Source organism: Pseudomonas frigoris, from assembly GCF_047758635.1.
Taxonomy (GTDB): domain Bacteria; phylum Pseudomonadota; class Gammaproteobacteria; order Pseudomonadales; family Pseudomonadaceae; genus Aquipseudomonas; species Aquipseudomonas frigoris.
In genome coordinates this window covers 5939453-5962035 of the sequence record NZ_CP180479.1, presented here as the reverse complement: position 1 = coordinate 5962035, position 22583 = coordinate 5939453, and the positions used below count along the sequence as shown (strand labels likewise).

Below are 22583 nucleotides of genomic sequence, written 5' to 3'. Positions count from 1 at the left end.
TGGCCATAAGATCAACAAGAGGCAGACATGCAGACCGAGTTCCCCACCCAGCCAAGTTACCGCACCCAGCGTGATCAATTTCTGGCCGCCGCGACCGCGGCCGGCGCGACGCTGACCGAGTACCCGCATCCGCTCAAAGGGACGTTCGGTGAGTCGTTGAGCACCGATGTGGCCGTGCTGGGTGATCCGGGCGCCAAGCGTTTGCTGATTGCGCTGAGTGGCACTCATGGCGTCGAAGGCTTCTATGGTTCGGGATGTCAGATCAAGTGGTTGCAGGAGTTGGGCAAGCGTTCGCTGCCGGCCGATGTTGCGGTGGTGATGATCCACCTGATCAATCCGTGGGGCACTGCGTGGCTGCGTCGGGTCAACGAAGACAACATCGACCTGAACCGCAATCACCTGAACTTCGACCACGCATTGCCAAATAATCGGGCCTATGCAGCGCTGCATGAAATCTATGCCTGCACGCAGTTGCGGGGCCCGGAGCGTGATCGTGCCGATGCCTTGCTCGACGAACAGATTAGCGAACACGGTTGGCCAGCGGTGATGTCGATTGTCGAGGGTGGCCAGCACCGTCATCCCGATGGTTTGTTCTACGGCGGACTGGCACCAAGCTGGTCGAACCGCACGTTGCATCAGATCATTCAAAAGCATGTTTCCCATGCCGAAGTGGCGATGTGTTTCGACTTGCACACCGGTGCCGGGGAATACGGTCATCCGATGTTGCTGACCATTACCGAGTCGGCGTATCCGGCGCTTGCGGATGCGCAGGCCATCTATGGTCCCTGGCTCTATACCTTGCACACGGGCGCCGACACGCTGAGCGAAACCGGCGTTGCGGCTACCGCCACCGGTTACACCTCGCAAGCGTTGATCAATGCGTTGCCGCACGTGCGGTTGATGCCGTTTGTGATCGAGTGTGGGACGTATCCCGGCGCCGAGGTTCATCGTCATCTGCGCGATGATCACTGGCTGCACCTGCACGGCAATCCGAGAGATGCCGTGGGGCGCGGGATCAAGCTGAATCTGGTGGAGCAGTTCTATCCCGCCGACAGCGACTGGCAGGCGATGGTCTGGCTGCGCACCTGGCAGATTTGGGAGCGGGCGTTGTCAGCGTTGCCGGCGATTTGTTCCTGATGCGACTTCTTGGGTGGCTCGGCGTAGGGGCACGCCTCACAGTTCGCTCCTCCGGAAAGTTCGCGCACTTCAAGGTGCGTGAAGGGTGTGCGCGAAACACTGCGCGAAAACATGCCGGCCGGTACTTGACGCGAGCCTTCCATGGGGTTGTTTCCCCAAATGGGGGAGAATGAACACTTCAGCTCTGAGTAGAGCAGTTTTTGATTCACTCCAGTGCCCCGCAGACGAGATGCGCCCGACACATGGGATGCGACGGAGGCAATGGCAACGCCCTTCCTAAAATCGAGCACATTGGTCCTTCATTACATGCGTAAATCAGATCGGCTATTCCAGGTAGTAAACCTGATCCGGGTACATCAGCCGATTACAGCGGAAGACTTGGCGGGGCGTATCGGGGTCTCAGTCCGCACGATTTATCGGTATATCGACGACCTGTCTGTGAGCGGTATTCCTCTCTATGGCGTCGCTGGCGTTGGGTATGCTCTGCACGAAGGGTTTGAGTTACCGCCTCTGACACTCACCCAGGATGAACTCGACGCGCTGATGTTGGGCGTTGAGATGCTTTCAAATTCCGCAGGCACTGAACTCGCTTCTTCTGCAAGGACGCTGTTGAGCAAAGTTGCTGCCGTATTGCCGTTTCGCAATACAGAACCATCACTCTCCAATATCCGCGCGTTGAGGGCTAAGCCCGTCACACCAGACCAACGATATTTGGACGATCTCCACCGCGCTATTCAGCAGGCGAGAGCCGTCCACTTTTCATATTTCAGCTTGAGTGAAGAGATCTCGGGCAGGACGGTGTTCCCCTTGGGCCTTTTCTACTGGGGAGGAAAGTGGACTGTCGGAACATGGTGTACGTCCAGAAAGGCATACAGAGACTTTCGAGTTGACCGGATACGAAGCCTGCAGATCATGACGGATGGACAGAAGCTTGAGGCGGAATGGAACCTGCGGTCATACATGCAGTTTCAGTCTGATCAATGGACGGCCCAACAACCTCTCAAGCACTGACAGTACGGTGTCAGTACGACCCCAAGATACTGGTCGCTCCTCACCACACAATTGGAGTGACATATGACGCAGAACAGCCATGTACTCGAGCTAGCAATCTTTACCGTCAAGGAAGGCTTCGAAAGCCAAATGCCTGAGTTGCGGTTGATGCTTCGGGAAACCCTCAAAGGGTTTGATGGGTTGATTGAGTTCTCAGGTTATTGTCCCGAACCACAAGGCCGTGTTTTCGCTGACTTGGCTAAATGGGACAACCTTGAAAATGCTCAGAAAGTCGCACAGGCATTCGAGGGTGGAGATCCGAGATTTGCCCCTTACGCCCAGGCGATTGAAGCGCTTACGTTCATGGGACATTTTTACCCCGAGTAGAAGCTCAGCGCCCTGCTCTTAGGCTCCCTTCGCGCCAACGCGGTATCGGAAAGGGGCGGCGTTTTATCTCGGATCGCTTCATTTGGGCTTGTATCCCCTCGGTTCAATTATTTGTCGAGGATACACAGGGGATACACGGAGGGAAGGTATAGAGAGATACAGGGAGAGATAGCCAGAAACAAGAAAGCCCGCACTAGGCGGGCTTCTTGAGGTTGTTTAGAGACTCATGGAGACATCTGTAAACAGGTACTTGGTGGCTACACAGGGACTTGAACCCCGGACCCCAGCATTATGAATGCTATGCTCTAACCAACTGAGCTATGTAGCCAAGTGGCGCGCATTATTGGCTCGTAACAGAGATGTGTCAAGCGTAAATCTAAAATATTTCTCTACGCTTTCAACCGCTTATCCAGCTGACCCGAAAAACCGGGCGAGGGGAGGGCGTCAACTGAGCTGAAATCTCCCGGTATTGGCACTCAATGCCTTGCTGCCCTGGCTCAAGGTGTCCGCTGCCAGGTTCACCGCCCGCGCGCCTTCGAGCAAGCGTACTGCCTGATCGACTTGCTGGATATTGCCGCTGACCTCGTCGGCGGTGGTCGCTTGCTCGTCGACCGCTGTGGCGATCTGCGCCAGGGTGTCAGTGACACTTTGCACGGCACTGGCAATTTCCCCCAGGCGTTCGCCGAGGCCAGTGACGGCTTGGGCGTCGGACTGAGCCTGGCCGCAAGCGGCTTCCATCAGGCTCACCGCTTCGTTTACGGTGTTGCGCAGGCTGTCGACAGTGCCGGCAATCTGCGCGGTGGAGGACTGGGTACGTTGCGACAGGCTGCGCACTTCGTCGGCCACCACCGCAAAACCGCGACCTTGCTCACCCGCGCGAGCGGCCTCGATGGCGGCATTAAGGGCCAACAGGTTCGTCTGCTCGGCAACTCCGCGAATGGTGTCCACCACCAACTGAATCTGCTGCCCTTGCTCGCTGACACGGCCCAGTGCCGCAGCGGTGTCGTTCAAGCGCTGATTGAGTTGCTGAATGCTCGCCGTCGTGCGCTGGCTGTCACGGCTGCTGTCGGCGGCGATGCGCTGGGTGTGCTGAGCGCTGCCGGAGGCCTGTTCGCAACTCTGTGCGACCCCTTGGGAGGTCGCGGCCAATTGCGTGGCTGCCGCCGCGATCTGGCTGATCTGCAACTGCTGGGCTTCGACTTCCCCAAGGGCGCCGCTGGAGTGATGGTTGAGGGTGCGCACCGCGTTGCTCAGCTGCAAGGTTTCATGATCGACCCCCAGCAGGCTGTTGCGCAGCTGCACCACCGCGACGTTGAGGGCGGTGCTGATGGCGGCCAGTTCGTCGCGACCCTGCACCGGTACTTGAAGGCTCAGATTGCCGTCACGCAATGCTTCGGCCAGCAGGGTGATGCCGCTGGCGCTGCGACGGATCGAGGCTTGCAAGCAGATGAACAGGTACAGCGCGGCCAGCAGCAGCCAGCCAAAAATGGTCGCTACCAGGATGAACTGGCGGATTGCCGAACCGTGGTAATAGTCCAGACGCTGATCCAGCGACACCAACGACTGCTGGCGCAGCGAAGCGAGGTCGGAGAGCAGGCCGTCGAGGCTGCGTTCGAACTCTTCCGGCTTGAGCTTGATGCTGCCGCCGAACACGCCGTCATCGAGGACTTTCAACTCGGCGTCCAAGTGCTTGAGGCTGTCATGGTATTGCCCGGCCCAGGCTTGCAACGCGCTGGGCAGCCGCGCTTCCAGCAGGCTTGCGGTTTTGACCAGCTGCTCCCGGGCATCGCCGATGCGGCTGCGCAAGTCGCGCAATTGCAGGCGGCTTTGCAGGGTGAACTGTCCGGATACCACTGACGCCTGGCCGACGCTGGCCAAGCGGCCAACTCGCTCAATCAGGTCTGGCGCGTGCTGCGTGGAGATCTGGGTCAGCAGATAGGTTTACAGCCACGGCGCCAGCGTCAGGCGATTATCCATGGCAATCTGTTCGCGCAAGGCTTGCAGGGCACTCAAGGCATTGGTGAAACGATCGTAACCGTCCGGCCACCAACCGACGCTGCTCAGGCTTTTCGAGTCCAGGCCGTTGAGGGCGGTTTGCAAGGTTTGATAACGGGCCAGGGTTTCGCCCTCGGCGCCTTCGGTTTGCAGTGCGTTGCCGAGGTCCGATGTGGCTTGGGCGACGGCGGGCTGAACCGTATCGAAAGCAGCCATCGCCGCGATCGTCGCAGGTGTCGGCTGACGATTGGTTTCCGTGGCGCGCCAGCGAGCCGCGCGGTCACGCTGGGCGGCGAGCAGATTATCCAGAGCATCCAGGGCGAGCAGTTGCCGAACCCCGGCACGTTCGCCGGAGATCAGGTTCAGTTTGTCGCGATAGTCCTGACCGATCATCCACAGACTGCCCGTCAGCGGAAGGATAAACAGCAGAAATAACAGCTGAAATTTGCGTGCGAAGCCAAAACGCCCCAGCAACCCGATCCCCGGTGATAAAAAAGCCTGCATGCCCCAAAACTCCTCTGGACACCACGCACCATCGGCGTGCGTCGAGACCGTTGCGGTCGCGACCTGTGCCCTTTTAAAAGGCCTCGAAAGTTCACCCTCGTCAGCTCTGTAGGCCGGCTCTGTAGCGAAACTTCCCATTCTCGGTCCCCTTTGTAAGGGGCCGCGTTGAAGCGGATTACCAAGGCAAGATTCAGACCATGGCGTTGCGCTATCACCTTTTCCGCGATGAAAATCGAGGTCGTTAGCAGGCTAAGGGGATGGCGCTGCTGCACCGAAAAATGGCACATTGACGCACCTGCCCGTGTGCACCCATCTGATGTACGGAAACTCTTATGGCTATCAGCAATGTCCAGACCGGCGCGCAGCCGGCATCCGCGACTTCACAAAGCAGCCCTTTGGTCATGCGTATCATCGGCGCCGTGGCGCTGGCGCATTTGATCAACGACTTGATCCAGTCGGTGCTGCCGTCGATCTATCCGATGCTCAAGGCCAACTATGGCCTGACCTTCACCCAGGTTGGCTTGATCACTTTGACGTTCCAGCTGACGGCTTCGCTGTTGCAGCCGTGGGTCGGTTACTACACCGATCGGCACCCCAAACCCTGGCTGCTACCCGCCGGGACGGTTTGCACATTGATCGGCATTTTGATGATGTCGGTGGTCGCAACCTTCCCGTTGATTCTGCTGGCGGCAGGGTTGATCGGTATCGGCTCCTCGACCTTTCACCCGGAAGCTTCTCGTGTGGCGCGGCTGGCCTCGGGTGGGCGTTTCGGCCTGGCGCAGTCGACCTTTCAGGTCGGCGGTAATGCCGGGTCGGCCTTCGGTCCGTTGCTGGCTGCTGCGATCATCATTCCTTTCGGTCAGGGCCATGTAGCCTGGTTCGGGTTGTTCGCCGTGTTTGCGCTGTTCGTGCTCTATCGGATCAGCCGCTGGTACGCCAACCACCTGAGTCTGTTCAAACTCAAGCAAGGCCAGGCGGCGACGCATGGCTTGTCGAAGAACCGCGTGATCAGTGCACTGGTGGTGCTCGGGCTGCTTGTGTTCTCCAAGTATTTCTACATGGCCAGCTTCACCAGTTACTTCACTTTCTACCTGATCGAGAAATTCGACCTGTCGGTGGCGAGTTCGCAGTTGCACCTGTTCCTGTTTCTCGGCGCGGTCGCGGCGGGGACCTTCTTTGGTGGGCCGATAGGCGACAAGATCGGGCGTAAGGCCGTGATCTGGTTCTCGATCCTCGGCGTAGCGCCGTTCACCCTGATCCTGCCTCATGTGGACCTGTTCTGGACCAGCATCCTCAGCGTCGTGATCGGCTTCATCCTGGCGTCAGCTTTCTCGGCGATCGTGGTGTATGCCCAGGAACTGGTGCCGGGCAATGTCGGGATGATTGCCGGCGTGTTCTTCGGATTGATGTTCGGCTTTGGCGGGATTGGTGCGGCGCTGCTCGGGCATTTGGCGGACATACACGGCATCGAATACGTGTACTTGCTGTGTTCGTTCTTGCCGTTGTTCGGGGTGTTGGCGATCTTCTTGCCACGGACCAAAAAAGTCTGACCCAACACATGCCCCCTGTGGGAGCGAGCTTGCTCGCGATGAGGATTTCAGATTCGATACCTTCGCCGACTGACACTCCGCGATCGTCAGATCGCCGCCCGGAGCAAGCTCCCACAGTTGATCGGTGGTGTGGTGGGTGATTATTTCAGGCACAAAAAAGCCGCGTATGAACGCGGCTTTTTCTTGGGCGGGTGTTTTCACATCGAGGGCTCTAAGGGCGCTTCACGCACATACTGCAAGGCATTTCAGGACTGACTCAAACGAGTCAGGCTATGGGGTTACTTACAGGCTCAAGCACTGCTGTTGCGGAAACTGCCGGGTGTGATGCCGACTACTTTTTTGAAGGCTCGGGTCATGTGGCTTTGATCGAAGAAGCCGCAAGCGAATGACGCTTCTGCGAGACTGGACCCGGTGCGCAGCAGTTTTTGGACCTGGGCGATTCTTTTCTGGATTTGATAGCTGTGGGGGGAGACGCCAACGCTTTTTTTGAACACCCGGATCAGGTAAAGAGGGTCAAGGTTCACCAGTTGCGCCAGTTCTTCCAGAGACAGATGTTTGTCGAACTCGTCTTCGAGCTTCCTCTTGATCTTTTGCACTGCGTGCTGCTCAGCCGTACTGACCGGTTCGATGGGCGCTCCGCTGAGCTCGAAGAGCTGCGTCACCAGATCCAGCAGGATAGTTTCCCGTTCAAGGCTGGAGGGGGATTTTTCAATGATTTGATGTTGATGCAAAAAGGTCCGGGCGAAGTCGGGGGCCTGGCTCAGAGCTGTTTGAAAAAGATGAATATGATCGTTTGAAAAACGCCCTTGAAACACCATCCGATTGACCCATTCGGGGTCGATATAGAGCATTCGATACATCCAGCCATCATCATGGCCTGGCAAGCCGTCGTGGATCTCCCCGGGGGTAATGGTGACCACATTGCCAGCGACCCCCATGTAGTAACTGCCGCGATAAAAAAGTTTTTCAACACCGCTACTTATAACGCCGATAGCGTACCGGTCATGTGAATGTCGGCCGAAAGATTGAGTACTGTAACGCGCAGATAGCAACTCACAGTCGCCTTCGGGTATACGCCAGAATTGAACAAAGTCCTTGTCTTTTTGAGGGGCTTTGTTAAGGCGATTCTCGTCCATGAATTGTCCAGTTTTGTGCAATACGTATGAAAAAAAGGTCGCTAAATTTAGCACCTATTTCATAACACAAGCGAGGGGTTGCGATGTCTACAAAACTGGTAGTTGGGGATTTTAATAAGTCTTCATGGTCATTTCGTGCGTGGCTGGTTCTTGTGACAGCGGATGTTGCATTTGAAACCCTTCAGATCAAACTGGAACAAACCGACACCCGCCAGCGCATTCTGGAGCACTCGCCTTCCGGCAAGGTACCGGCGCTGCTGCTTGATGATGTCGTCATCAACGACAGCCTGGCCATCAGCGAATACATTGCCGGCACATATCCGGCAGCCAACCTTTGGCCCCAGGATTCACGGATCAAGGCCCTGGCACGAGCAGCTGCGGCAGAGATGCACTCCGGTTTCACCCATCTGCGCACGCAGATGTCGTTTGGCCTGAACACCGGTGACATCCCGGAAAGCCTGACCGGCGAGACCCGAGAGGAAATCATGCGGGTATTCGCTATCTGGAACCAGCTCCGTGAGGTGAGCGGTTCAACACAGTTCCTCTGCGGTGACTTCGGCATTGTTGATGCGATGTTTGTTCCGGTGGTGTTCCGCTTCCGTCGTTATGGTATTGCCATTCCTGCGCAACTGCAGGGCTATGTCGAAAACATCCTGGGTTATGCACCGGTACAGCAATGGTTGAAGTTGGCCGCGCAAGAAGTTTAAAGAGTTGTGCTGCTGATAACTAATAAGGTCAATTAAAAATCAGTTGTTTTTTTTGACTCGTGGCAGAAAAGGCCTTTGGGGCTTTTCTGCTTTATCGAGTCTGATATTTGTTGTCCGGGGGGGTTATGAGCGTTCATAAAGTTAATACCGGTCTTTATCAATGAGGTTTCTCATGTCGACTAATAACAATCGGGCAATCATTGAATTGACCATCGGCGGACTGATGCTCAGTCTGTCTGCTCTAGCCGTCGCTTTCGCCCATATCGGCGCGGGTGGCGCAGGGTTTTATCGGATGTTGTTCGCCTCGATCCTGTTCTTCCTGCTGCTCAAGGTGCGCAAAACACCGGTTCTGCTCAAAAGCGCCAAGGCGCAGCTGTACACCGCGTTGGCTGGGGTGTTTTTGGCCATCGACCTGGTGCTCTGGCACCAGAGCATCTATATCGTCGGCCCGGGCATCGGGTCGATCCTGACCAACTGTCAGGTGTTCTTCATGACCCTACTGGGGCTGTACCTGTTGAAGGAAAAACCTTCGATCTACTTCCTGGTATCCATCACCTTGGCATTTGTTGGGCTCTATCTGTTGTTGCTACCCGAGATGACCAGTGCGGTAGGGATGAAGGGCGTGGTGTATGGCGTACTGTCGGGGCTGGCGTATGCCATCTGCGTGTACTTCCTGAAGATCAACACCCAGTTGCCTGACGGCGGGGGTGACAAGATCGCACAGATGCTCAATTTGAGTCTTTGGGCGGCACTGGTTCTGCTGACATACGCGCTGGCAACTGGAGAAAGCCTGGCCATCGTGGATGGGCAAACCTTGCTGATGCTGATCATATACGGGGTACTGGTGCAGTTTGTCGGCTGGTTGCTGGTCAACCGTTCGATCGGAGCCATCAGCCTGGGGTTGGCCGGACTGATCCTGTTGCTGGAGCCGGTGATCACGTATTTCATTGATGTCACCTTTCTCGGCAAGGCCAGCTCCACGCTACAGATTTGCGGCGCGCTGGTGACTATCTTTGCGGTTTACATCGGCTCAATCAAACCGCCGGAGAAAGCGCACCCTTTACCCGAGGCGACCTGACAGAAGGTGTATCACGGCGGTATCGTGAACGACGGGTTGCCGTGAACCTGGCCAATACGTTATGCGCAGGCCCGCAAGGTCTGCGTGTAGTCGAGGAAGGAGGATGGTGATCCCAAGACGCAAAAATCCCCGTATCAGCGAGTGATTACGGGGATTTTGTGTCTATCGAGATCCGTGTAAATCCACGGTCACTGTTACACGTTGAAACGGAAGTGCATCACATCGCCGTCTTTAACGATGTAATCCTTGCCTTCCAGACGCCATTTGCCAGCTTCTTTGGTGCCCGCTTCACCCTTGTACTGAATGAAGTCATCGTAGGCGATGACTTCGGCGCGGATGAAACCTTTTTCGAAGTCGGTGTGGATCACGCCAGCGGCTTGTGGTGCGGTGGCACCCACGCGTACGGTCCAGGCGCGGACTTCTTCGACACCGGCGGTGAAGTAGGTCTGCAGGTGCAGCATTTCGTAGCCGGCGCGGATTACGCGGTTCAGGCCAGGTTCTTCGAGGCCCAGGGCTTCGAGGAACATGTCTTTCTCTTCGCCGTCATCCAGCTCGGCGATTTCGGCTTCGATCTTGTTGCAGACCGGAACCACCATGGCGCCTTCTTCTTCGGCGATTGCTTTGACGATGTCCAGCAGCGGGTTGTTCTCGAAACCGTCTTCAGCGACGTTGGCGATGTACAGGACCGGCTTGGTGGTCAGCAGGTGGAAACCACGAATCACCGCTTTGTCGTCGGCGCCCATGGTCTTCATCAGCGTACGCGCAGGCTTGCCGAGGGTGAAGTGAGCAATCAGTTGCTCCAGCAGGCCTTTCTGGACCACGGCGTCCTTGTCGCCACCCTTGGCGTTGCGGGCGACTTTCTGCAGTTGCTTCTCGCAGCTGTCGAGGTCGGCGAAGATCAGTTCCAGGTCGATGATTTCGATGTCGCGTTTCGGGTCGACGCTGTTGGAGACGTGAATCACGTTCTCGTCTTCGAAGCAGCGGACTACGTGCGCGATGGCATCGGTTTCACGGATGTTGGCCAGGAACTTGTTGCCCAGGCCTTCACCTTTCGAGGCGCCGGCTACCAGGCCTGCGATGTCGACGAATTCCATGGTGGTCGGCAGGATGCGCTTGGGATTGACGATGGCCGCCAGGGCTTCCAGACGCGAATCCGGCATCGGCACGATACCGGTGTTCGGTTCGATGGTGCAGAAGGGGAAGTTCTCGGCCGCGATCCCGGATTTGGTCAGGGCGTTGAATAGGGTGGACTTGCCGACGTTAGGCAGGCCGACGATGCCGCAATTGAATCCCATGGTGTTTTCCCCGAGGAGTGAGTCAGGCCTTCTGGCTGTGCAGGTTTTTCATCGCGCGGTTCCATTCACCGGCGAGGATATCCGGCAGCACGCCGAGGGCAAAGTCGATGCTGGCATCGAGTTTTTCCTGTTCGGCGCGTGGCGCACGACCCAGGACGAAATTTGAAACCATACTGGCAACGCCCGGGTGGCCAATGCCAAGCCGCAAGCGGTGAAAGGTATTCTGATTGCCCAGTTGCGCGATGATGTCGCGCAACCCGTTGTGCCCGCCATGGCCGCCGCCCTGTTTGAGCTTGGCTACGCCCGGTGGCAGGTCGAGTTCGTCATGCGCCACCAGGATTTCTTCAGGCGTAATGCGGAAGAAGCCGGCAAGTGCCGCGACGGCTTGGCCGCTGCGGTTCATGTAGGTGGTGGGAATCAGCAGACGAACATCCTGACCCTGATGCGAATAGCGCCCGGTCAGGCCGAAATATTTGCGATCGGCCACAAGGTTTACGCCTTGTGCGTTCGCGATGCGCTCAACAAAAAGGGCCCCTGCGTTATGCCGGGTCTGTTCGTATTCAGCGCCTGGATTACCCAGGCCAACGATCAGTTTGATGGCAGTCACGATAGGGGCCCTTCCTTGGAGTGGTGGATAACATAGCCGCGGCAGTTGTGTGCGGCGAAAGTGGACGACAAGTGCTCATTTACCATTATGTAAACTCCGCGTTCTCGCCCGCTTTCTCGCTACGCTCTAGTCCGCGATGTTTCCGGTCACTCCGGCGAACAGAGTGAAATTACTCTGCTGCGCCTTCTTCAGTAGTAGCTTCTGGAGCAACACGTGGAGCGTGGACGTTGGCAACAGCCTTGTCATCGCCGTGTGCCAGAGCAACAAACTCAACGCCTTTAGGGGCTTTGAGGTCAGACAGGTGAATGATCGAACCGATTTCGGCGTTAGCCAGGTCGACTTCGATGAATTCAGGCAGGTCTTTTGGCAGACACGAAACTTCGATTTCAGCAACAACGTGCGAAACTTCGCCGCCTTTCTTGATCGGAGCTTCTTCACCAACAAAGTGTACAGGCACGATAGCGGTCAGTTTCTGGCCAGCTACAACGCGTACGAAGTCAGCGTGCATCACGTGGCCTTTGGCCGGGTGACGCTGCAGAGCTTTGATGATTACGTTTTGCTTGGTGCCGCCAACGTTCAGCTCGATGATGTGGCTGTAAGCCGCTTCGTTTTCGAGCAGTTTGGCAACTTCTTTAGCCAGCATGCTGATGGATTCAGGGGCTTTTTCGCCACCGTAAACTACAGCAGGTACCAGGCTTGCGAGACGACGCAGGCGGCGGCTCGCACCTTTCCCCAGGTCGGAACGCACTTCAGCATTCAGAGTAAAATCGTTCATGTTGTATCTCCAAAATAACCACATTCGCCCCAGCGTTTGCGACCAGCGCTAAAGGCGATATGGGCAAAAAAGCCCCGCCCCGACAGGAATGCCGGGGCGGGGCGCTTTTCGTCAACGAGATATTCGAGAAGGGCAGGGCCCTTAACGGAACATCGCGCTGATCGATTCTTCGTTGCTGATGCGGCGAACCGCTTCGGCAACTACCGGCGCGATATCCAGTTGACGGATACGCGAGCAGGCTTGAGCAGCAGCGGACAACGGGATGGTGTTAGTCACCACCAGTTCGTCCAGCATGGAATTTTCGATGTTTTCGATCGCCCGACCGGACAGCACAGGGTGTGTGCAGTAGGCGAAAACCTTGGCAGCGCCATGCTCTTTCAGGGCCTTGGCCGCGTGGCACAGAGTGCCGGCGGTATCGACCATGTCATCGACCAGAATACAGGTACGCCCTTCGACATCGCCGATGATATGCATCACTTCAGAGTGATTGGCTTTCTCACGGCGTTTGTCGATGATCCCGAGATCTACGCCCAGGGATTTGGCAACAGCACGTGCACGCACGACGCCGCCAATGTCCGGGGACACGATCATCAGGTTTTCGAAGCGCTGATCTTCAATGTCATCCACCAATACCGGGGAGCCGTAGATGTTATCTACCGGAATATCGAAGAAACCCTGGATTTGGTCAGCATGCAGATCAACCGTGAGAACACGGTCGATGCCGACTACGGTAAGCATGTCAGCAACGACTTTCGCGCTGATAGCCACACGTGCGGAACGCGGACGGCGATCCTGACGGGCATAACCAAAGTAAGGAATAACAGCAGTGATACGAGTAGCCGAGGAGCGGCGGAAGGCATCAGCCATCACTACCAGTTCCATCAGGTTATCGTTGGTCGGAGCGCAAGTCGGCTGAATAATGAAGACATCTTTACCGCGGACGTTTTCATTGATCTCGGCAGTAATTTCGCCGTCGGAGAACTTACCGACAGAGATGTCACCGAGAGGGATATGCAGCTGACGTACAACACGCCGAGCCAGATCGGGGTTAGCGTTCCCCGTAAAGACCATCATCTTGGACACGCGCAGTACCTGAAGGCTGAGGGTAACCTGGATGAGTATAGGAAAATGGCAGGGGCGGCTGGATTCGAACCAACGCATGGCAGGATCAAAACCTGCTGCCTTACCGCTTGGCGACGCCCCTGTATCTGTTGCAACGAGTACCCAGTACTCGATTCCTTTTAGAGCAGACTTTGCAGCTTGCGATGCAACATCGAAATGTTGCTTCCCTTTGCTACAAACCCTGTAAGGGTCTCTGTAAGAAGGGCCGAGACTTTATCAGCTTCAGCTTTGCTTGGGAAGCCCCCAAACACACAACTTCCAGTTCCGGTGAGTTTTGCTTCGGTAAATTTACCTAACAAATTCAATGCGTTACGTACATCTGGGTAACGCCTTGCTACCACCGGTAAGCAGTCATTTCGACTGTTTCCCTTGGGAACGGGGCGCACTTTAATGGGAGAAGAGTTACGTGTCAACAACGGATCTGAAAAAATTTCTGCTGTACTTACAGAGACTTGCGGCACAAGCACGAGATACCACGGTTCTTCGGGGTCTACAGGGGTCAGTTTCTCCCCCACGCCTTCGGCAAAAGCCGCGTGCCCGCGCACGAAAACCGGGACGTCCGCGCCAAGCGTCAGGCCTAGCACGGCCAGTCGATCCTCATCCCAACCCAGTTGCCAGAGATGATTGAGGCCGAGCAGAGTCGTCGCAGCATTTGAACTGCCGCCACCGATTCCACCGCCCATGGGTAGAATTTTTTCGATCCAGATGTCGATACCGAGCGAACAACCGGATTGCTCCTGAAGTTTTTTTGCAGCTCGAACAATCAGATTGCTGTCGTGAGGAACGCCATCGAATTCGGTGTGCAGTCGAATGACACCGTCATCACGAACGGCAAACGTGATTTCATCGCCGTAATCGAGAAACTGAAAAATGGTCTGCAACTCGTGATAACCGTCTTCACGGCGACCGAGGATGTGCAGCATCAGATTGAGTTTGGCCGGGGAGGGCAGCGTCAAGCGCGGAACCGTCATGTTCACTGCCCCAATTTGCGAGGTTGCCATTCCTTGATCACCAGCGTGACGTCAAGGTCGGTGCCGTGCAGTTTGATCCGCTCGGGTAGCCAAAAGCCGTTTTGCTCGGCATAGCTGAGGTATTCGACCTGCCAGCCATCCTGCTCAAGATTGGCCAGGCGGCTGTCGGCATCCAGCGTCAGACGGCTTTTACTGTCCGGGGCCGGGAGCCCGCGAACCCACCAGGCCAGATTGGACACCGGTAACTTCCAGCCCAGTTGTTCTTCGACCAACACTTCAGGCGTCGGCGCTTCATAGCGGCCCTGGTTGGCGACTTCCAGCGAGACTTTGCCGGGGCGGCCGGTCAGGCGTGCTGCGCCCCGGCCCAGGGGGCCGGAGAGGCGAATGTCGTAGTAATCCTGTCGCTGCAGCCAGAACAACGTGCCGCTGCCCGAGTCTTTCGGGGCGCGAATTCCGATCTTGCCGTTGATCTGCCAGCCGTCGAGGCTGGTCAGTTGCTGTTTGTACACGCGCCATTGGGCCGGGTTGCCTTGACCCTGGACCGATTCGCGGGCACCGAAGCCCGCGCAACCGGCGAGCAGGGCGATGAAACTGAAAACAATGAGGTGGCGCAAAAACATAATCTTAAAGAGTCTCTGATCCGGTCAGGCGCTTGATGGTACCGCGCAGGATGGGGCTGTCGGGCTGCTCCTTGAGGAACTTGCTCCAGATTTGTTTGGCTTCCCGTTGCTTGCCATTGGCCCACAGGACTTCGCCCAGGTGCGCGGCGACTTCCTGATCGGGGAAGCGCTCCAGCGCCTGGCGCAGCAGGCGTTCGGCTTCCTGGAGATTGCCCATGCGGAAGTTCACCCAGCCGAGACTGTCGAGTACCGCCGGGTCTTCCGGATTGATCTGGTGCGCCTGTTCGATCAAGGCCTTGGCTTCGGCGTAGCGCGTCGTGCGGTCGGACAGGGTGTAACCGAGGGCGTTCAGCGCCATCGCGTTATCCGGGTCGCGCTTGATGATCAGGCGCAGGTCTTTTTCCATCTGCGCCAGGTCATTGCGTTTTTCCGCTTGCATGGCGCGGGTGTACAGCAGATTCAGATCGTCCGGGTATTGCTGCAAGGCTTGCTTCAATACATTCCAGGCCTTGTCGGGCTGTTTATTGGCGGACAAGGTTTCGGCTTCGATCAAATACAACTGAATCGCGTAATCGGGCTGCTCGTCGCGTTCCGCTGCCAGACGGCTTTGGGCTTCGGCGGTCTTGCCGTTGTTCATCAGGATATCGGCCTGACGCAATTGCGCCGGCAGGTAATCGTTGCCCGGGCCGACCTGGGCGTACTCGATCAGTGCGCCTTGGGGATCGTTGCGCTCTTCAGCGATACGACCGAGGTTCAAGTGCGCCGAATCGACATGGCTTTCCCGGGCGATCAGGTCTTCCAGATAGCCCTTGGCCTCATTCCAGGCCTTGGCTTCCAGGCAGACCAGCGCCAGGGAATAACGCAGTTCGTCGTCTTCGGGGTACTGTTGAACCAGGCTCGAGAACTCGGCTTTGGCATCGTTCATGCGGTCCTGTTCAACCAGCATGCGCGCGTAAGTCAGGCGCAGGCGTTTGTCGTCCGGGTATTTTTTGATGCTTTTTTGCAGCAGCGGCAAGGCTTCATCGCCACGACTGAGGGTTTGCAGCAGGCGTGCACGCAGCAGAATCGGTGCTATTTCGCCGTCGTCCGGCGGATTGTCTTCCAGCAGGCCCAGCGCACCCTTGGCGTCACCGTCCTGTTGCAGCAGCAAGGCTTTGCCGAAAATCAGCTGACCGTTTTTCGGATGGCGCTGCAATAAACGGTCAAAACCTTTCATCAAGCCGTTGCGCGTGTCCTGGTCGGTATCGGCCGCAGACAGGGCGAGGAAGTCGAAATGCGTGTCGCCCTTGCCTTGCAGGACTTTTTCCATATAGACCATGGAGTCGTCATAACGCCCGGCACGAGCCAGTTGCACGGCAGCGGCCCGTTGCGCCTCGAGGTCGTCCGGGGCGTTTTTCGCCCAGATCAGCGCGGTATCCAGGGCAGCCTGATCGGCGCCCAGGTATTCGGCGATACGGAATGCCCGCTCGGAGATGCCCGGATCCTGAGTATTGATCGCCTGGGTTACGTAGTTGTCCAGGGCAATGTCGAAACGATTGCGCTGGCCAGCCAGTTCGGCGCTCAACAGACTGAAGATGGTTTCTTCACTGAATGAGCTGTAAACCTTGGGCTTTTCAGGGGCCGGAGTGCTGTCTTCGACCGGCGGCGTACCGTCCGACGAAACGGGTGCCAAGGCCTGGCAGCCGCTGAGGAAGACAAAAGCGAGGAGCAACGCGGAAGATCTATTCATATAGGAAGAGGACGACTAACCTGCGGTCGGATCATCATGACACAAGCCTTCGGCCAAACATAACCGAGTCTCAATTGGGGCCTTTATAGAGGCAGGTCGTTGGGACAATAGTCAGCGGTAGTTGTTCTGGCTCTGTCGAAGTAGGACAATTGCCGGCTTCACGTCACCATCAGCGACCTTGAATGGCCTTCCTTGCACTCGGTATTAACCACAAGACTGCTTCAGTAGACGTTCGCGAGCGCGTGGCCTTTACCCCTGAGCAGCTGGTGGAGGCCTTGCAGCAGCTCTGCCGACTCACCGACAGCCGCGAAGCTGCGATCCTCTCCACCTGCAATCGCAGTGAACTCTATATAGAACAGGATCACCTTTCGGCTGACATCATATTGCGCTGGCTGGCCGATTATCACCATTTGAGCCTCGAAGAGCTGCGCGCGTGTGCTTATGTGCACGAAGATGATGCGGCAGTTCGTCACATGATGCGGGTGGCCTCCGGGCTCGATTCGCTGGTGTTGGGCGAACCGCAGATTCTCGGTCAGATGAAATCGGCCTACGCCGTGGCCCGCGAGGCCGGCACCATCGGTCCGTTGCTCGGGCGGCTGTTCCAGGCCACGTTCAATGCGGCCAAACAGGTGCGCACCGACACCGCCATCGGCGAGAACCCGGTGTCCGTGGCGTTTGCCGCGGTCAGTCTGGCGAAACAGATTTTCAGCGACTTGCAACGCAGCCAGGCCTTGCTGATCGGCGCGGGCGAGACCATCACCCTGGTCGCCCGCCATCTGCACGAATTGGGTGTAAAGCGCATCGTCGTCGCCAACCGCACCCTGGAGCGCGCGAGCATTCTGGCCGAGCAGTTCGGCGCCCATGCAGTGTTGCTCTCGGACATCCCGGCGGAACTGGTGCGCAGTGACATCGTCATCAGTTCCACCGCCAGCCAGTTGCCGATCCTGGGCAAGGGCGCGGTGGAAAGCGCCTTGAAACTGCGCAAGCACAAGCCGATCTTCATGGTAGACATCGCCGTCCCTCGGGATATCGAGCCGGAAGTCGGCGAACTGGACGACGTTTACCTCTATAGCGTCGACGATCTCCACGAAGTGGTCGCCGAGAACCTCAAGAGTCGCCAGGGCGCAGCCCAGGCGGCGGAAGAGATGGTCTCGATCGGTGCCGAAGATTTCATGGTGCGCCTGCGTGAACTGGCGGCGGTGGATGTGCTCAAGGCCTATCGCCAACAAAGCGAGCGCATGCGCGACGAAGAATTGCAGAAGGCCCAGCGCATGCTGGCCAACGGCAGCAGCGCCGAAGACGTGCTGGTGCAACTGGCGCGCGGCCTGACCAACAAACTCTTGCACGCACCGAGCGTGCAGTTGAAAAAGCTCTCTGCCGAAGGCCGCCTCGATGCGCTGGCCATGGCCCAGGAACTCTTTGCCCTGAATGAGGGCTCATCGGATAGCTTTTCGGATAAAAAACCGCAATGAAAGCGTCACTGCTCAATAAGCTGGACATCCTCCAGGACCGTTTCGAGGAATTGACCGCCTTGCTTGGCGACGGCGAAGTCATTTCCGATCAGAACAAATTCCGCACCTATTCCAAGGAATACGCGGAAGTCGAACCGATTGTCGAAACCTATAAACAGCTGCTCAAGGTACAAGGCGATCTCGAGGGCGCTCAGGCGCTGCTCAAGGACAGCGACCCGGACATGCGCGAAATGGCCGTGGAAGAAGTCCGCGAAGCCAAAGAGCAATTGATCGACATCGAAGCCAGCCTGCAACGCATGCTGCTGCCCAAGGATCCGAATGACGGGCGCAACGTGTTTCTCGAAATACGCGCCGGAACCGGCGGTGACGAGGCGGCGATTTTCTCTGGTGACCTGTTCCGCATGTATTCGCGTTACGCCGAGCGTCGCGGCTGGCGGGTGGAAATCCTCTCGGAGAACATCGGTGAACACGGCGGCTTTAAAGAAGTCATCGCCCGCGTCGAAGGCGACAACGTCTACGGCAAGCTGAAATTCGAATCCGGAGCACACCGCGTACAACGGGTTCCGGCTACTGAATCCCAGGGTCGCATTCACACCTCGGCCTGCACCGTGGCCGTGTTGCCCGAGCCGGACGAGCAAGAGGCGATCGAGATCAACCCCTCGGATTTGCGCATTGATACCTACAAATCCTCCGGTGCCGGTGGTCAGCACGTTAACAAAACGGACTCGGCGATCCGCATCACGCACTTGCCGTCCGGTATTGTCGTCGAGTGCCAGGAAGAACGTTCCCAGCACAAGAACCGCGCCCGGGCGATGTCCTGGCTGTCGGCCAAGCTCAACGATCAGCAGACCAGCGCCGCCGCGAACGCTATCGCCAGCGAGCGTAAATTGCTGGTCGGTTCGGGCGATCGCTCGGAGCGGATCCGCACGTACAACTTTGCCCAGGGGCGGGTCACCGACCACCGGGTCAACCTGACGCTGTATTCCCTCGACGAAATCCTCGCGGGTGGCGTCGATGCGGTGATCGAGCCGTTGCTGGCCGAATACCAGGCCGACCAATTGGCAGCGATAGGTGAGTAAATGACGATCATTGCCAGTTTGTTACGCGCCGCCGACCTGCCAGATTCGCCCACCGCGCGCCTGGATGCCGAATTGTTGCTGGCCGCTGCGTTGGGCAAGTCCCGCAGTTTTCTGCACACCTGGCCCGAGCGCATCGTTCCGAGCGAAGCGGCGCTGAAGTTTGCCGAGTACCTGCAGCGTCGTCGCGGCGGTGAGCCAGTGGCCTACATCCTCGGTCAGCAAGGTTTCTGGAAGCTTGATCTGGAAGTTGCGCCGCATACGCTGATCCCGCGCCCGGACACCGAACTGCTGGTGGAGACTGCGCTGGAACTGCTGCCGGCCACACCAGCCTCGGTGCTCGATCTCGGCACCGGCAGCGGCGCCATTGCGTTGGCCCTGGCCAGCGAGCGTCCGGCCTGGAAGGTCACCGCCGTGGATCGCGTGCTCGAAGCCGTGGCCCTGGCCGAGCGCAATCGCCAGCGACTTCACCTGAATAACGCCACCGTGCTGAGCAGTCATTGGTTCAGCGCCCTGGAAGGTCAGCGTTTTCAGCTGATCATCAGCAATCCACCTTACATCGCCTCCGCCGACCCGCATCTGGTGGAAGGCGACGTGCGCTTCGAACCGGCAAGTGCCTTGGTGGCCGGCGTCGATGGGCTCGACGATCTGCGTCTGATCGTCGCCCAGGCGCCGGATTACCTTGAAATGGGCGGCTGGTTGATGCTCGAACACGGTTACGATCAAGCCACTGCAGTACGCGATTTGCTGCTGACTCGCGGTTTTGAAGAAGTCCACAGCCGCACCGATCTGGGCGGTCACGAACGTATCAGCCTGGGGCGCCTGCTGTGCTGAATGATCAGGAATTGTTGCGCTACAGTCGGCAGATTCTGTTGCAGCACGTCGACATCGACGGCCAGTTGCGACTGAAAGAAAGCCGCGTGTTGATCGTCGGTCTCGGCGGTCTCGGCTCGCCGGTTGCGCTGTATCTGGCCGCCGCCGGCGTCGGTGAATTGCATCTGGCGGACTTCGACACCGTCGACCTGACCAATCTACAACGCCAGATCGTTCACGACACCGACAGCGTTGGCCTGAGCAAAGTCGACTCGGCGATCCGCCGACTGACTGCAATCAATCCCGAGATTCAGTTGATCGCCCATCGCACTGCGCTGGACGAAGATTCCCTGGTCGCCGCCGTGACTGCGGTGGATCTGGTGCTGGACTGTTCCGACAATTTCTCCACCCGCGAAGCGGTCAATGCTGCGTGTGTCGCCGCCTGCAAACCGCTGGTCAGTGGCGCTGCGATTCGGCTGGAAGGGCAGTTGTCGGTGTTTGACCCGCGCCGTCCGGAAAGCCCGTGCTACCACTGTTTATATGGTCACGGCAGCGAAGCCGAACTGACCTGCAGCGAAGCCGGCGTCGTAGGGCCATTGGTTGGCCTGGTTGGCAGCCTCCAAGCGCTGGAAGCCATGAAGTTGCTGGTGGGTTTCGGCGAGCCGCTGGTGGGGCGCCTGTTGTTGATCGATGCCTTGGGCTCGCGCTTTCGCGAATTGCGGGTCAAGCGTGATCCGGGCTGCAGCGTCTGTGGTTCGAAGCATGCGTGAAGCGCCGATTGGCGTGTTCGACTCCGGTGTCGGTGGGCTTTCGGTGCTGGCCGAGATCCAGCGTTTGCTGCCCAGCGAGTCACTGTTGTACGTCGCCGATTGCGGGAATATTCCCTACGGCGAGAAAACCCCGGAATTCATCCGTCATCGCTGCAGCGTGATGGCCGGTTTTTTTCAGCAGCAGGGCGCCAAGGCCTTGGTGCTGGCCTGCAATACGGCGACTGTCGCTGGCGTTGCCGACTTGCGGCGCGATTATCCCGAGTGGCCCATCGTCGGCATGGAGCCGGCGGTCAAACCGGCCGCTGCCGCCACCCGCAGCGGTGTGGTCGGTGTGCTCGCCACCACCGGCACCTTGCAGAGTGCCAAGTTCGCCGCGTTGCTCGACCGATTCGCCACCGATGTGCGAGTCATCACTCAGCCGTGCCCCGGCCTGGTGGAGCTGATCGAAAACGGCGATCTGCACAGCCCAGCCCTGCGCCAGTTGCTGGCCAGGTATGTCGAACCGCTGCTCGGTGCCGGATGCGACACGATAATTCTCGGCTGCACGCATTACCCCTTCCTAAAGCCGTTGCTAAAGCAGATGATCCCCGATGACATCAGCCTGATTGACACCGGCGCCGCTGTAGCGCGGCAACTTCAGCGTCTGTTGGCTGAGCGTGATTTGTTCGCCCAAGGGCCTGCACGTGCTGCGCAGTTCTGGACGAGTGCCGATCCGCAGCATTTCAGAAATATCTTGCCGATACTGTGGAATACCGCTGGCGTTGTGCGAAGCTTCAAGGAGTAAACAAATCTTGGGGCAAGTGAGTCATTGGGGTGCGTCAAGCAACAAAAAAACCATACGAAATCGTTCGGAAAAGGATGTTTCTAATGAAGCGACTATTCTGCTTGGCCGCGATTGCGGCCGCACTGACGGGGCACAGTTTTACCGCACAGGCGGCAGGCGTGGAGTTCGCGGTCGGCGAGACCAGCGACTCGACCCTGACCTATAGACTGGGCATGCAATTCGATTGGGACAAGAGCTGGTTGCAGAGTGATGTCGGTCGCTTGACCGGTTACTGGAGCGGTGCCTACACCTATTGGGAAGGCGACAAGACCTCCAGCAACCACAGCCTGTCGTTCTCGCCAGTGTTTGTTTACGAGTTTGCCGGTCAGAACGTCAAGCCGTACCTGGAGGCCGGGATTGGCGTGGCGTTGTTCTCTCATAGCGAACTTGAAAGCAACAACCTCGGTGGTGCTTTTCAGTTCGAAGACCGATTCGGCTTTGGTCTGCGCTTTGCGGGCGGACATGAAGTCGGGATTCGTGCGACGCACTACTCCAATGCCGGTCTTAACAGTTACAACGACGGCGTAGAAAGCTACTCGCTGCACTACACGATGCCGTTGTAAGCCTCGGTGCTTTAAATGTGGGAGCGAGCCTGCTCGCGAAAGAGGTTTAACATTCAACATTGATGTTGCTTGGTACACCGCTTTCGCGAGCAGGCTCGCTCCCACATTGGATTTTCGGTGACTTCGAATTCACCGATACGCCGTGGTAATCCCTTGGCGCTCATCGATGCATTCTGGTGCGCCCATCTCGAACTCCCGGCAGATCAGCGGGCGTTTTTCGTAGATGGTGCACATCATCGTGTTGCGATCCAGCGCGGCGCACCAGCCGTCATCCAGGCGCAGCATGACTTCCCCACCCCAGTCATCAGTATCGATAAAACGTTCGGGCACGCCTGTGTCGGTGATCAGCATGACTTCGAGCTGACAGCAGCAAGCTGCGCAGGTCGAGCAAGTGACCACCGGTTCGACGATTTGCGTGTGGGGAATGGTTTTCATGGCTCGCAGTGTAAGGCAGTGGGCCGGG

23 protein-coding genes and 2 tRNA genes are annotated in these 22583 nt (G+C 57.7%); 12 read left to right on the top strand and 13 right to left on the bottom strand.

Going from position 1 to position 22583, the window contains the following annotated elements:
* Positions 1 to 27 precede the first annotated feature (27 nt).
* The 3 genes from ACMXYH_RS27480 (at position 28) to ACMXYH_RS27470 (ending at position 2514) form a co-directional block, all read left to right on the top strand.
* On the top strand, positions 28 to 1137 hold the full coding sequence (locus ACMXYH_RS27480; RefSeq protein ID WP_415765526.1) for a DUF2817 domain-containing protein: 1110 nt from the start codon (positions 28 to 30) through the stop codon (positions 1135 to 1137).
* A gap of 306 nt (positions 1138 to 1443) precedes the next feature.
* Positions 1444 to 2148: a helix-turn-helix transcriptional regulator gene (locus tag ACMXYH_RS27475; protein WP_256657541.1), complete on the top strand. Its 705-nt coding sequence runs from the start codon at positions 1444 to 1446 to the stop codon at positions 2146 to 2148.
* Between the two features lie 63 nt (positions 2149 to 2211).
* The gene (locus tag ACMXYH_RS27470; RefSeq protein WP_129441252.1) at positions 2212 to 2514 is read left to right on the top strand and encodes a hypothetical protein; all 303 of its coding nucleotides are present in this window, start codon (positions 2212 to 2214) and stop codon (positions 2512 to 2514) included.
* 251 nt (positions 2515 to 2765) lie between these two features.
* Here ACMXYH_RS27470 and ACMXYH_RS27465 read toward each other — a convergent pair.
* The 3 genes from ACMXYH_RS27465 to ACMXYH_RS27455 all read right to left on the bottom strand — a co-directional run bounded on the left by ACMXYH_RS27465 (position 2766) and on the right by ACMXYH_RS27455 (position 5013).
* Positions 2766 to 2842 (bottom strand) — tRNA-Met (locus ACMXYH_RS27465).
* 116 nt (positions 2843 to 2958) lie between these two features.
* On the bottom strand, positions 2959 to 4071 hold the full coding sequence (locus ACMXYH_RS27460) for a methyl-accepting chemotaxis protein (protein WP_415767758.1): 1113 nt from the start codon (positions 4069 to 4071) through the stop codon (positions 2959 to 2961).
* A gap of 384 nt (positions 4072 to 4455) precedes the next feature.
* A complete protein-coding gene (locus ACMXYH_RS27455; protein ID WP_415765525.1) occupies positions 4456 to 5013 on the bottom strand; it encodes a hypothetical protein in 558 nt (185 codons plus the stop codon).
* A gap of 332 nt (positions 5014 to 5345) precedes the next feature.
* On the opposite strand from ACMXYH_RS27455, the gene ACMXYH_RS27450 reads away from it, so the two are divergent.
* On the top strand, positions 5346 to 6563 hold the full coding sequence (locus ACMXYH_RS27450) for an MFS transporter (RefSeq protein ID WP_134423138.1): 1218 nt from the start codon (positions 5346 to 5348) through the stop codon (positions 6561 to 6563).
* A gap of 290 nt (positions 6564 to 6853) precedes the next feature.
* Here ACMXYH_RS27450 and ACMXYH_RS27445 read toward each other — a convergent pair whose 3' ends face one another.
* A complete protein-coding gene (locus tag ACMXYH_RS27445) occupies positions 6854 to 7699 on the bottom strand; it encodes a helix-turn-helix domain-containing protein (RefSeq protein WP_415765524.1) in 846 nt (281 codons plus the stop codon).
* Between the two features lie 83 nt (positions 7700 to 7782).
* On the opposite strand from ACMXYH_RS27445, the gene ACMXYH_RS27440 reads away from it, so the two are divergent.
* Both ACMXYH_RS27440 and ACMXYH_RS27435 read left to right on the top strand, forming a co-directional pair.
* Complete coding sequence (locus ACMXYH_RS27440; RefSeq protein ID WP_415765523.1) at positions 7783 to 8406, top strand: glutathione S-transferase family protein; 624 nt, start codon at positions 7783 to 7785, stop codon at positions 8404 to 8406.
* A 172-nt stretch (positions 8407 to 8578) separates the two neighbouring features.
* Positions 8579 to 9484 carry a DMT family transporter gene (locus tag ACMXYH_RS27435; RefSeq protein WP_134423132.1) on the top strand — a complete coding sequence of 302 codons (906 nt, stop codon included), beginning with the start codon at positions 8579 to 8581 and terminating at the stop codon, positions 9482 to 9484.
* A 194-nt stretch (positions 9485 to 9678) separates the two neighbouring features.
* Here ACMXYH_RS27435 and ychF read toward each other — a convergent pair whose 3' ends face one another.
* The 8 genes from ychF to ACMXYH_RS27395 all read right to left on the bottom strand — a co-directional run bounded on the left by ychF (position 9679) and on the right by ACMXYH_RS27395 (position 16603).
* Positions 9679 to 10779: a redox-regulated ATPase YchF gene (gene ychF, locus ACMXYH_RS27430; RefSeq protein ID WP_415765522.1), complete on the bottom strand. Its 1101-nt coding sequence runs from the start codon at positions 10777 to 10779 to the stop codon at positions 9679 to 9681.
* A gap of 22 nt (positions 10780 to 10801) precedes the next feature.
* A complete protein-coding gene (gene pth, locus ACMXYH_RS27425; protein ID WP_008153430.1) occupies positions 10802 to 11386 on the bottom strand; it encodes an aminoacyl-tRNA hydrolase in 585 nt (194 codons plus the stop codon).
* Between the two features lie 169 nt (positions 11387 to 11555).
* Complete coding sequence (locus ACMXYH_RS27420; protein WP_033061244.1) at positions 11556 to 12161, bottom strand: 50S ribosomal protein L25/general stress protein Ctc; 606 nt, start codon at positions 12159 to 12161, stop codon at positions 11556 to 11558.
* Between the two features lie 141 nt (positions 12162 to 12302).
* The gene (locus ACMXYH_RS27415; protein WP_003208392.1) at positions 12303 to 13244 is read right to left on the bottom strand and encodes a ribose-phosphate pyrophosphokinase; all 942 of its coding nucleotides are present in this window, start codon (positions 13242 to 13244) and stop codon (positions 12303 to 12305) included.
* Between the two features lie 46 nt (positions 13245 to 13290).
* Positions 13291 to 13365, bottom strand: a tRNA-Gln gene (locus ACMXYH_RS27410).
* Positions 13366 to 13402: 37 nt separating this feature from the next.
* On the bottom strand, positions 13403 to 14254 hold the full coding sequence (gene ispE, locus ACMXYH_RS27405; protein ID WP_140892760.1) for a 4-(cytidine 5'-diphospho)-2-C-methyl-D-erythritol kinase: 852 nt from the start codon (positions 14252 to 14254) through the stop codon (positions 13403 to 13405).
* Between the two features lie 2 nt (positions 14255 to 14256).
* Positions 14257 to 14874 (bottom strand): lipoprotein insertase outer membrane protein LolB, encoded by a 618-nt coding sequence (lolB, locus tag ACMXYH_RS27400; RefSeq protein ID WP_223429638.1) that lies wholly within the window; start codon positions 14872 to 14874, stop codon positions 14257 to 14259.
* Positions 14875 to 14878: 4 nt separating this feature from the next.
* A complete protein-coding gene (locus tag ACMXYH_RS27395) occupies positions 14879 to 16603 on the bottom strand; it encodes a tetratricopeptide repeat protein (RefSeq protein ID WP_415765521.1) in 1725 nt (574 codons plus the stop codon).
* A gap of 182 nt (positions 16604 to 16785) precedes the next feature.
* Between ACMXYH_RS27395 and hemA the strand changes: the two genes are divergently transcribed.
* The 6 genes from hemA (at position 16786) to ACMXYH_RS27365 (ending at position 22120) form a co-directional block, all read left to right on the top strand.
* Positions 16786 to 18075 carry a glutamyl-tRNA reductase gene (hemA, locus tag ACMXYH_RS27390; protein WP_095130383.1) on the top strand — a complete coding sequence of 430 codons (1290 nt, stop codon included), beginning with the start codon at positions 16786 to 16788 and terminating at the stop codon, positions 18073 to 18075.
* Positions 18072 to 19154, top strand: a complete 1083-nt coding sequence (prfA, locus tag ACMXYH_RS27385) for a peptide chain release factor 1 (RefSeq protein ID WP_347804056.1) — start codon at positions 18072 to 18074, stop codon at positions 19152 to 19154. Before hemA ends, prfA begins: the two co-directional genes overlap by 4 nt.
* Positions 19155 to 19985 carry a peptide chain release factor N(5)-glutamine methyltransferase gene (gene prmC, locus ACMXYH_RS27380; RefSeq protein WP_415765520.1) on the top strand — a complete coding sequence of 277 codons (831 nt, stop codon included), beginning with the start codon at positions 19155 to 19157 and terminating at the stop codon, positions 19983 to 19985.
* Entirely contained in the window at positions 19979 to 20734 is a 756-nt protein-coding gene (locus ACMXYH_RS27375; protein ID WP_129441273.1) for a molybdopterin-synthase adenylyltransferase MoeB, read from the top strand. The genes prmC and ACMXYH_RS27375 overlap by 7 nt, the downstream gene beginning before the upstream one ends.
* Positions 20727 to 21518 carry a glutamate racemase gene (murI, locus tag ACMXYH_RS27370; RefSeq protein WP_415765519.1) on the top strand — a complete coding sequence of 264 codons (792 nt, stop codon included), beginning with the start codon at positions 20727 to 20729 and terminating at the stop codon, positions 21516 to 21518. The genes ACMXYH_RS27375 and murI overlap by 8 nt, the downstream gene beginning before the upstream one ends.
* Positions 21519 to 21601: 83 nt before the next feature.
* Positions 21602 to 22120, top strand: coding sequence for an acyloxyacyl hydrolase (locus tag ACMXYH_RS27365; protein ID WP_415765517.1), 519 nt, complete (start codon positions 21602 to 21604; stop codon positions 22118 to 22120).
* A 129-nt stretch (positions 22121 to 22249) separates the two neighbouring features.
* Here the strand turns inward: ACMXYH_RS27365 and ACMXYH_RS27360 are convergent, their stop codons facing one another.
* Positions 22250 to 22555, bottom strand: coding sequence for a YkgJ family cysteine cluster protein (locus ACMXYH_RS27360; RefSeq protein WP_129441279.1), 306 nt, complete (start codon positions 22553 to 22555; stop codon positions 22250 to 22252).
* Positions 22556 to 22583: the final 28 nt, after the last annotated feature.

What these genes read in the sequence shown, in the direction of transcription:
- ACMXYH_RS27395 (WP_415765521.1), bottom strand. Translation starts at nt 16,603, where the DNA reads ATGAATAGATCTTCCGCGTTGCTCCTCGCTTTTGTCTTCCTCAGCGGC.
- ACMXYH_RS27480 (WP_415765526.1), top strand. Translation starts at nt 28, where the DNA reads ATGCAGACCGAGTTCCCCACCCAGCCAAGTTACCGCACCCAGCGTGAT.
- ACMXYH_RS27365 (WP_415765517.1), top strand. Translation starts at nt 21,602, where the DNA reads ATGAAGCGACTATTCTGCTTGGCCGCGATTGCGGCCGCACTGACGGGG.
- ACMXYH_RS27455 (WP_415765525.1), bottom strand. Translation starts at nt 5,013, where the DNA reads ATGCAGGCTTTTTTATCACCGGGGATCGGGTTGCTGGGGCGTTTTGGC.
- prfA (WP_347804056.1), top strand. Translation starts at nt 18,072, where the DNA reads ATGAAAGCGTCACTGCTCAATAAGCTGGACATCCTCCAGGACCGTTTC.
- ACMXYH_RS27475 (WP_256657541.1), top strand. Translation starts at nt 1,444, where the DNA reads ATGCGTAAATCAGATCGGCTATTCCAGGTAGTAAACCTGATCCGGGTA.
- ychF (WP_415765522.1), bottom strand. Translation starts at nt 10,779, where the DNA reads ATGGGATTCAATTGCGGCATCGTCGGCCTGCCTAACGTCGGCAAGTCC.
- ACMXYH_RS27360 (WP_129441279.1), bottom strand. Translation starts at nt 22,555, where the DNA reads ATGAAAACCATTCCCCACACGCAAATCGTCGAACCGGTGGTCACTTGC.
- ACMXYH_RS27435 (WP_134423132.1), top strand. Translation starts at nt 8,579, where the DNA reads ATGTCGACTAATAACAATCGGGCAATCATTGAATTGACCATCGGCGGA.
- ACMXYH_RS27445 (WP_415765524.1), bottom strand. Translation starts at nt 7,699, where the DNA reads ATGGACGAGAATCGCCTTAACAAAGCCCCTCAAAAAGACAAGGACTTT.
- ACMXYH_RS27440 (WP_415765523.1), top strand. Translation starts at nt 7,783, where the DNA reads ATGTCTACAAAACTGGTAGTTGGGGATTTTAATAAGTCTTCATGGTCA.
- prmC (WP_415765520.1), top strand. Translation starts at nt 19,155, where the DNA reads ATGACGATCATTGCCAGTTTGTTACGCGCCGCCGACCTGCCAGATTCG.
- hemA (WP_095130383.1), top strand. Translation starts at nt 16,786, where the DNA reads ATGGCCTTCCTTGCACTCGGTATTAACCACAAGACTGCTTCAGTAGAC.
- ACMXYH_RS27470 (WP_129441252.1), top strand. Translation starts at nt 2,212, where the DNA reads ATGACGCAGAACAGCCATGTACTCGAGCTAGCAATCTTTACCGTCAAG.
- ispE (WP_140892760.1), bottom strand. Translation starts at nt 14,254, where the DNA reads ATGACGGTTCCGCGCTTGACGCTGCCCTCCCCGGCCAAACTCAATCTG.
- lolB (WP_223429638.1), bottom strand. Translation starts at nt 14,874, where the DNA reads ATGTTTTTGCGCCACCTCATTGTTTTCAGTTTCATCGCCCTGCTCGCC.
- ACMXYH_RS27450 (WP_134423138.1), top strand. Translation starts at nt 5,346, where the DNA reads ATGGCTATCAGCAATGTCCAGACCGGCGCGCAGCCGGCATCCGCGACT.
- ACMXYH_RS27420 (WP_033061244.1), bottom strand. Translation starts at nt 12,161, where the DNA reads ATGAACGATTTTACTCTGAATGCTGAAGTGCGTTCCGACCTGGGGAAA.
- murI (WP_415765519.1), top strand. Translation starts at nt 20,727, where the DNA reads ATGCGTGAAGCGCCGATTGGCGTGTTCGACTCCGGTGTCGGTGGGCTT.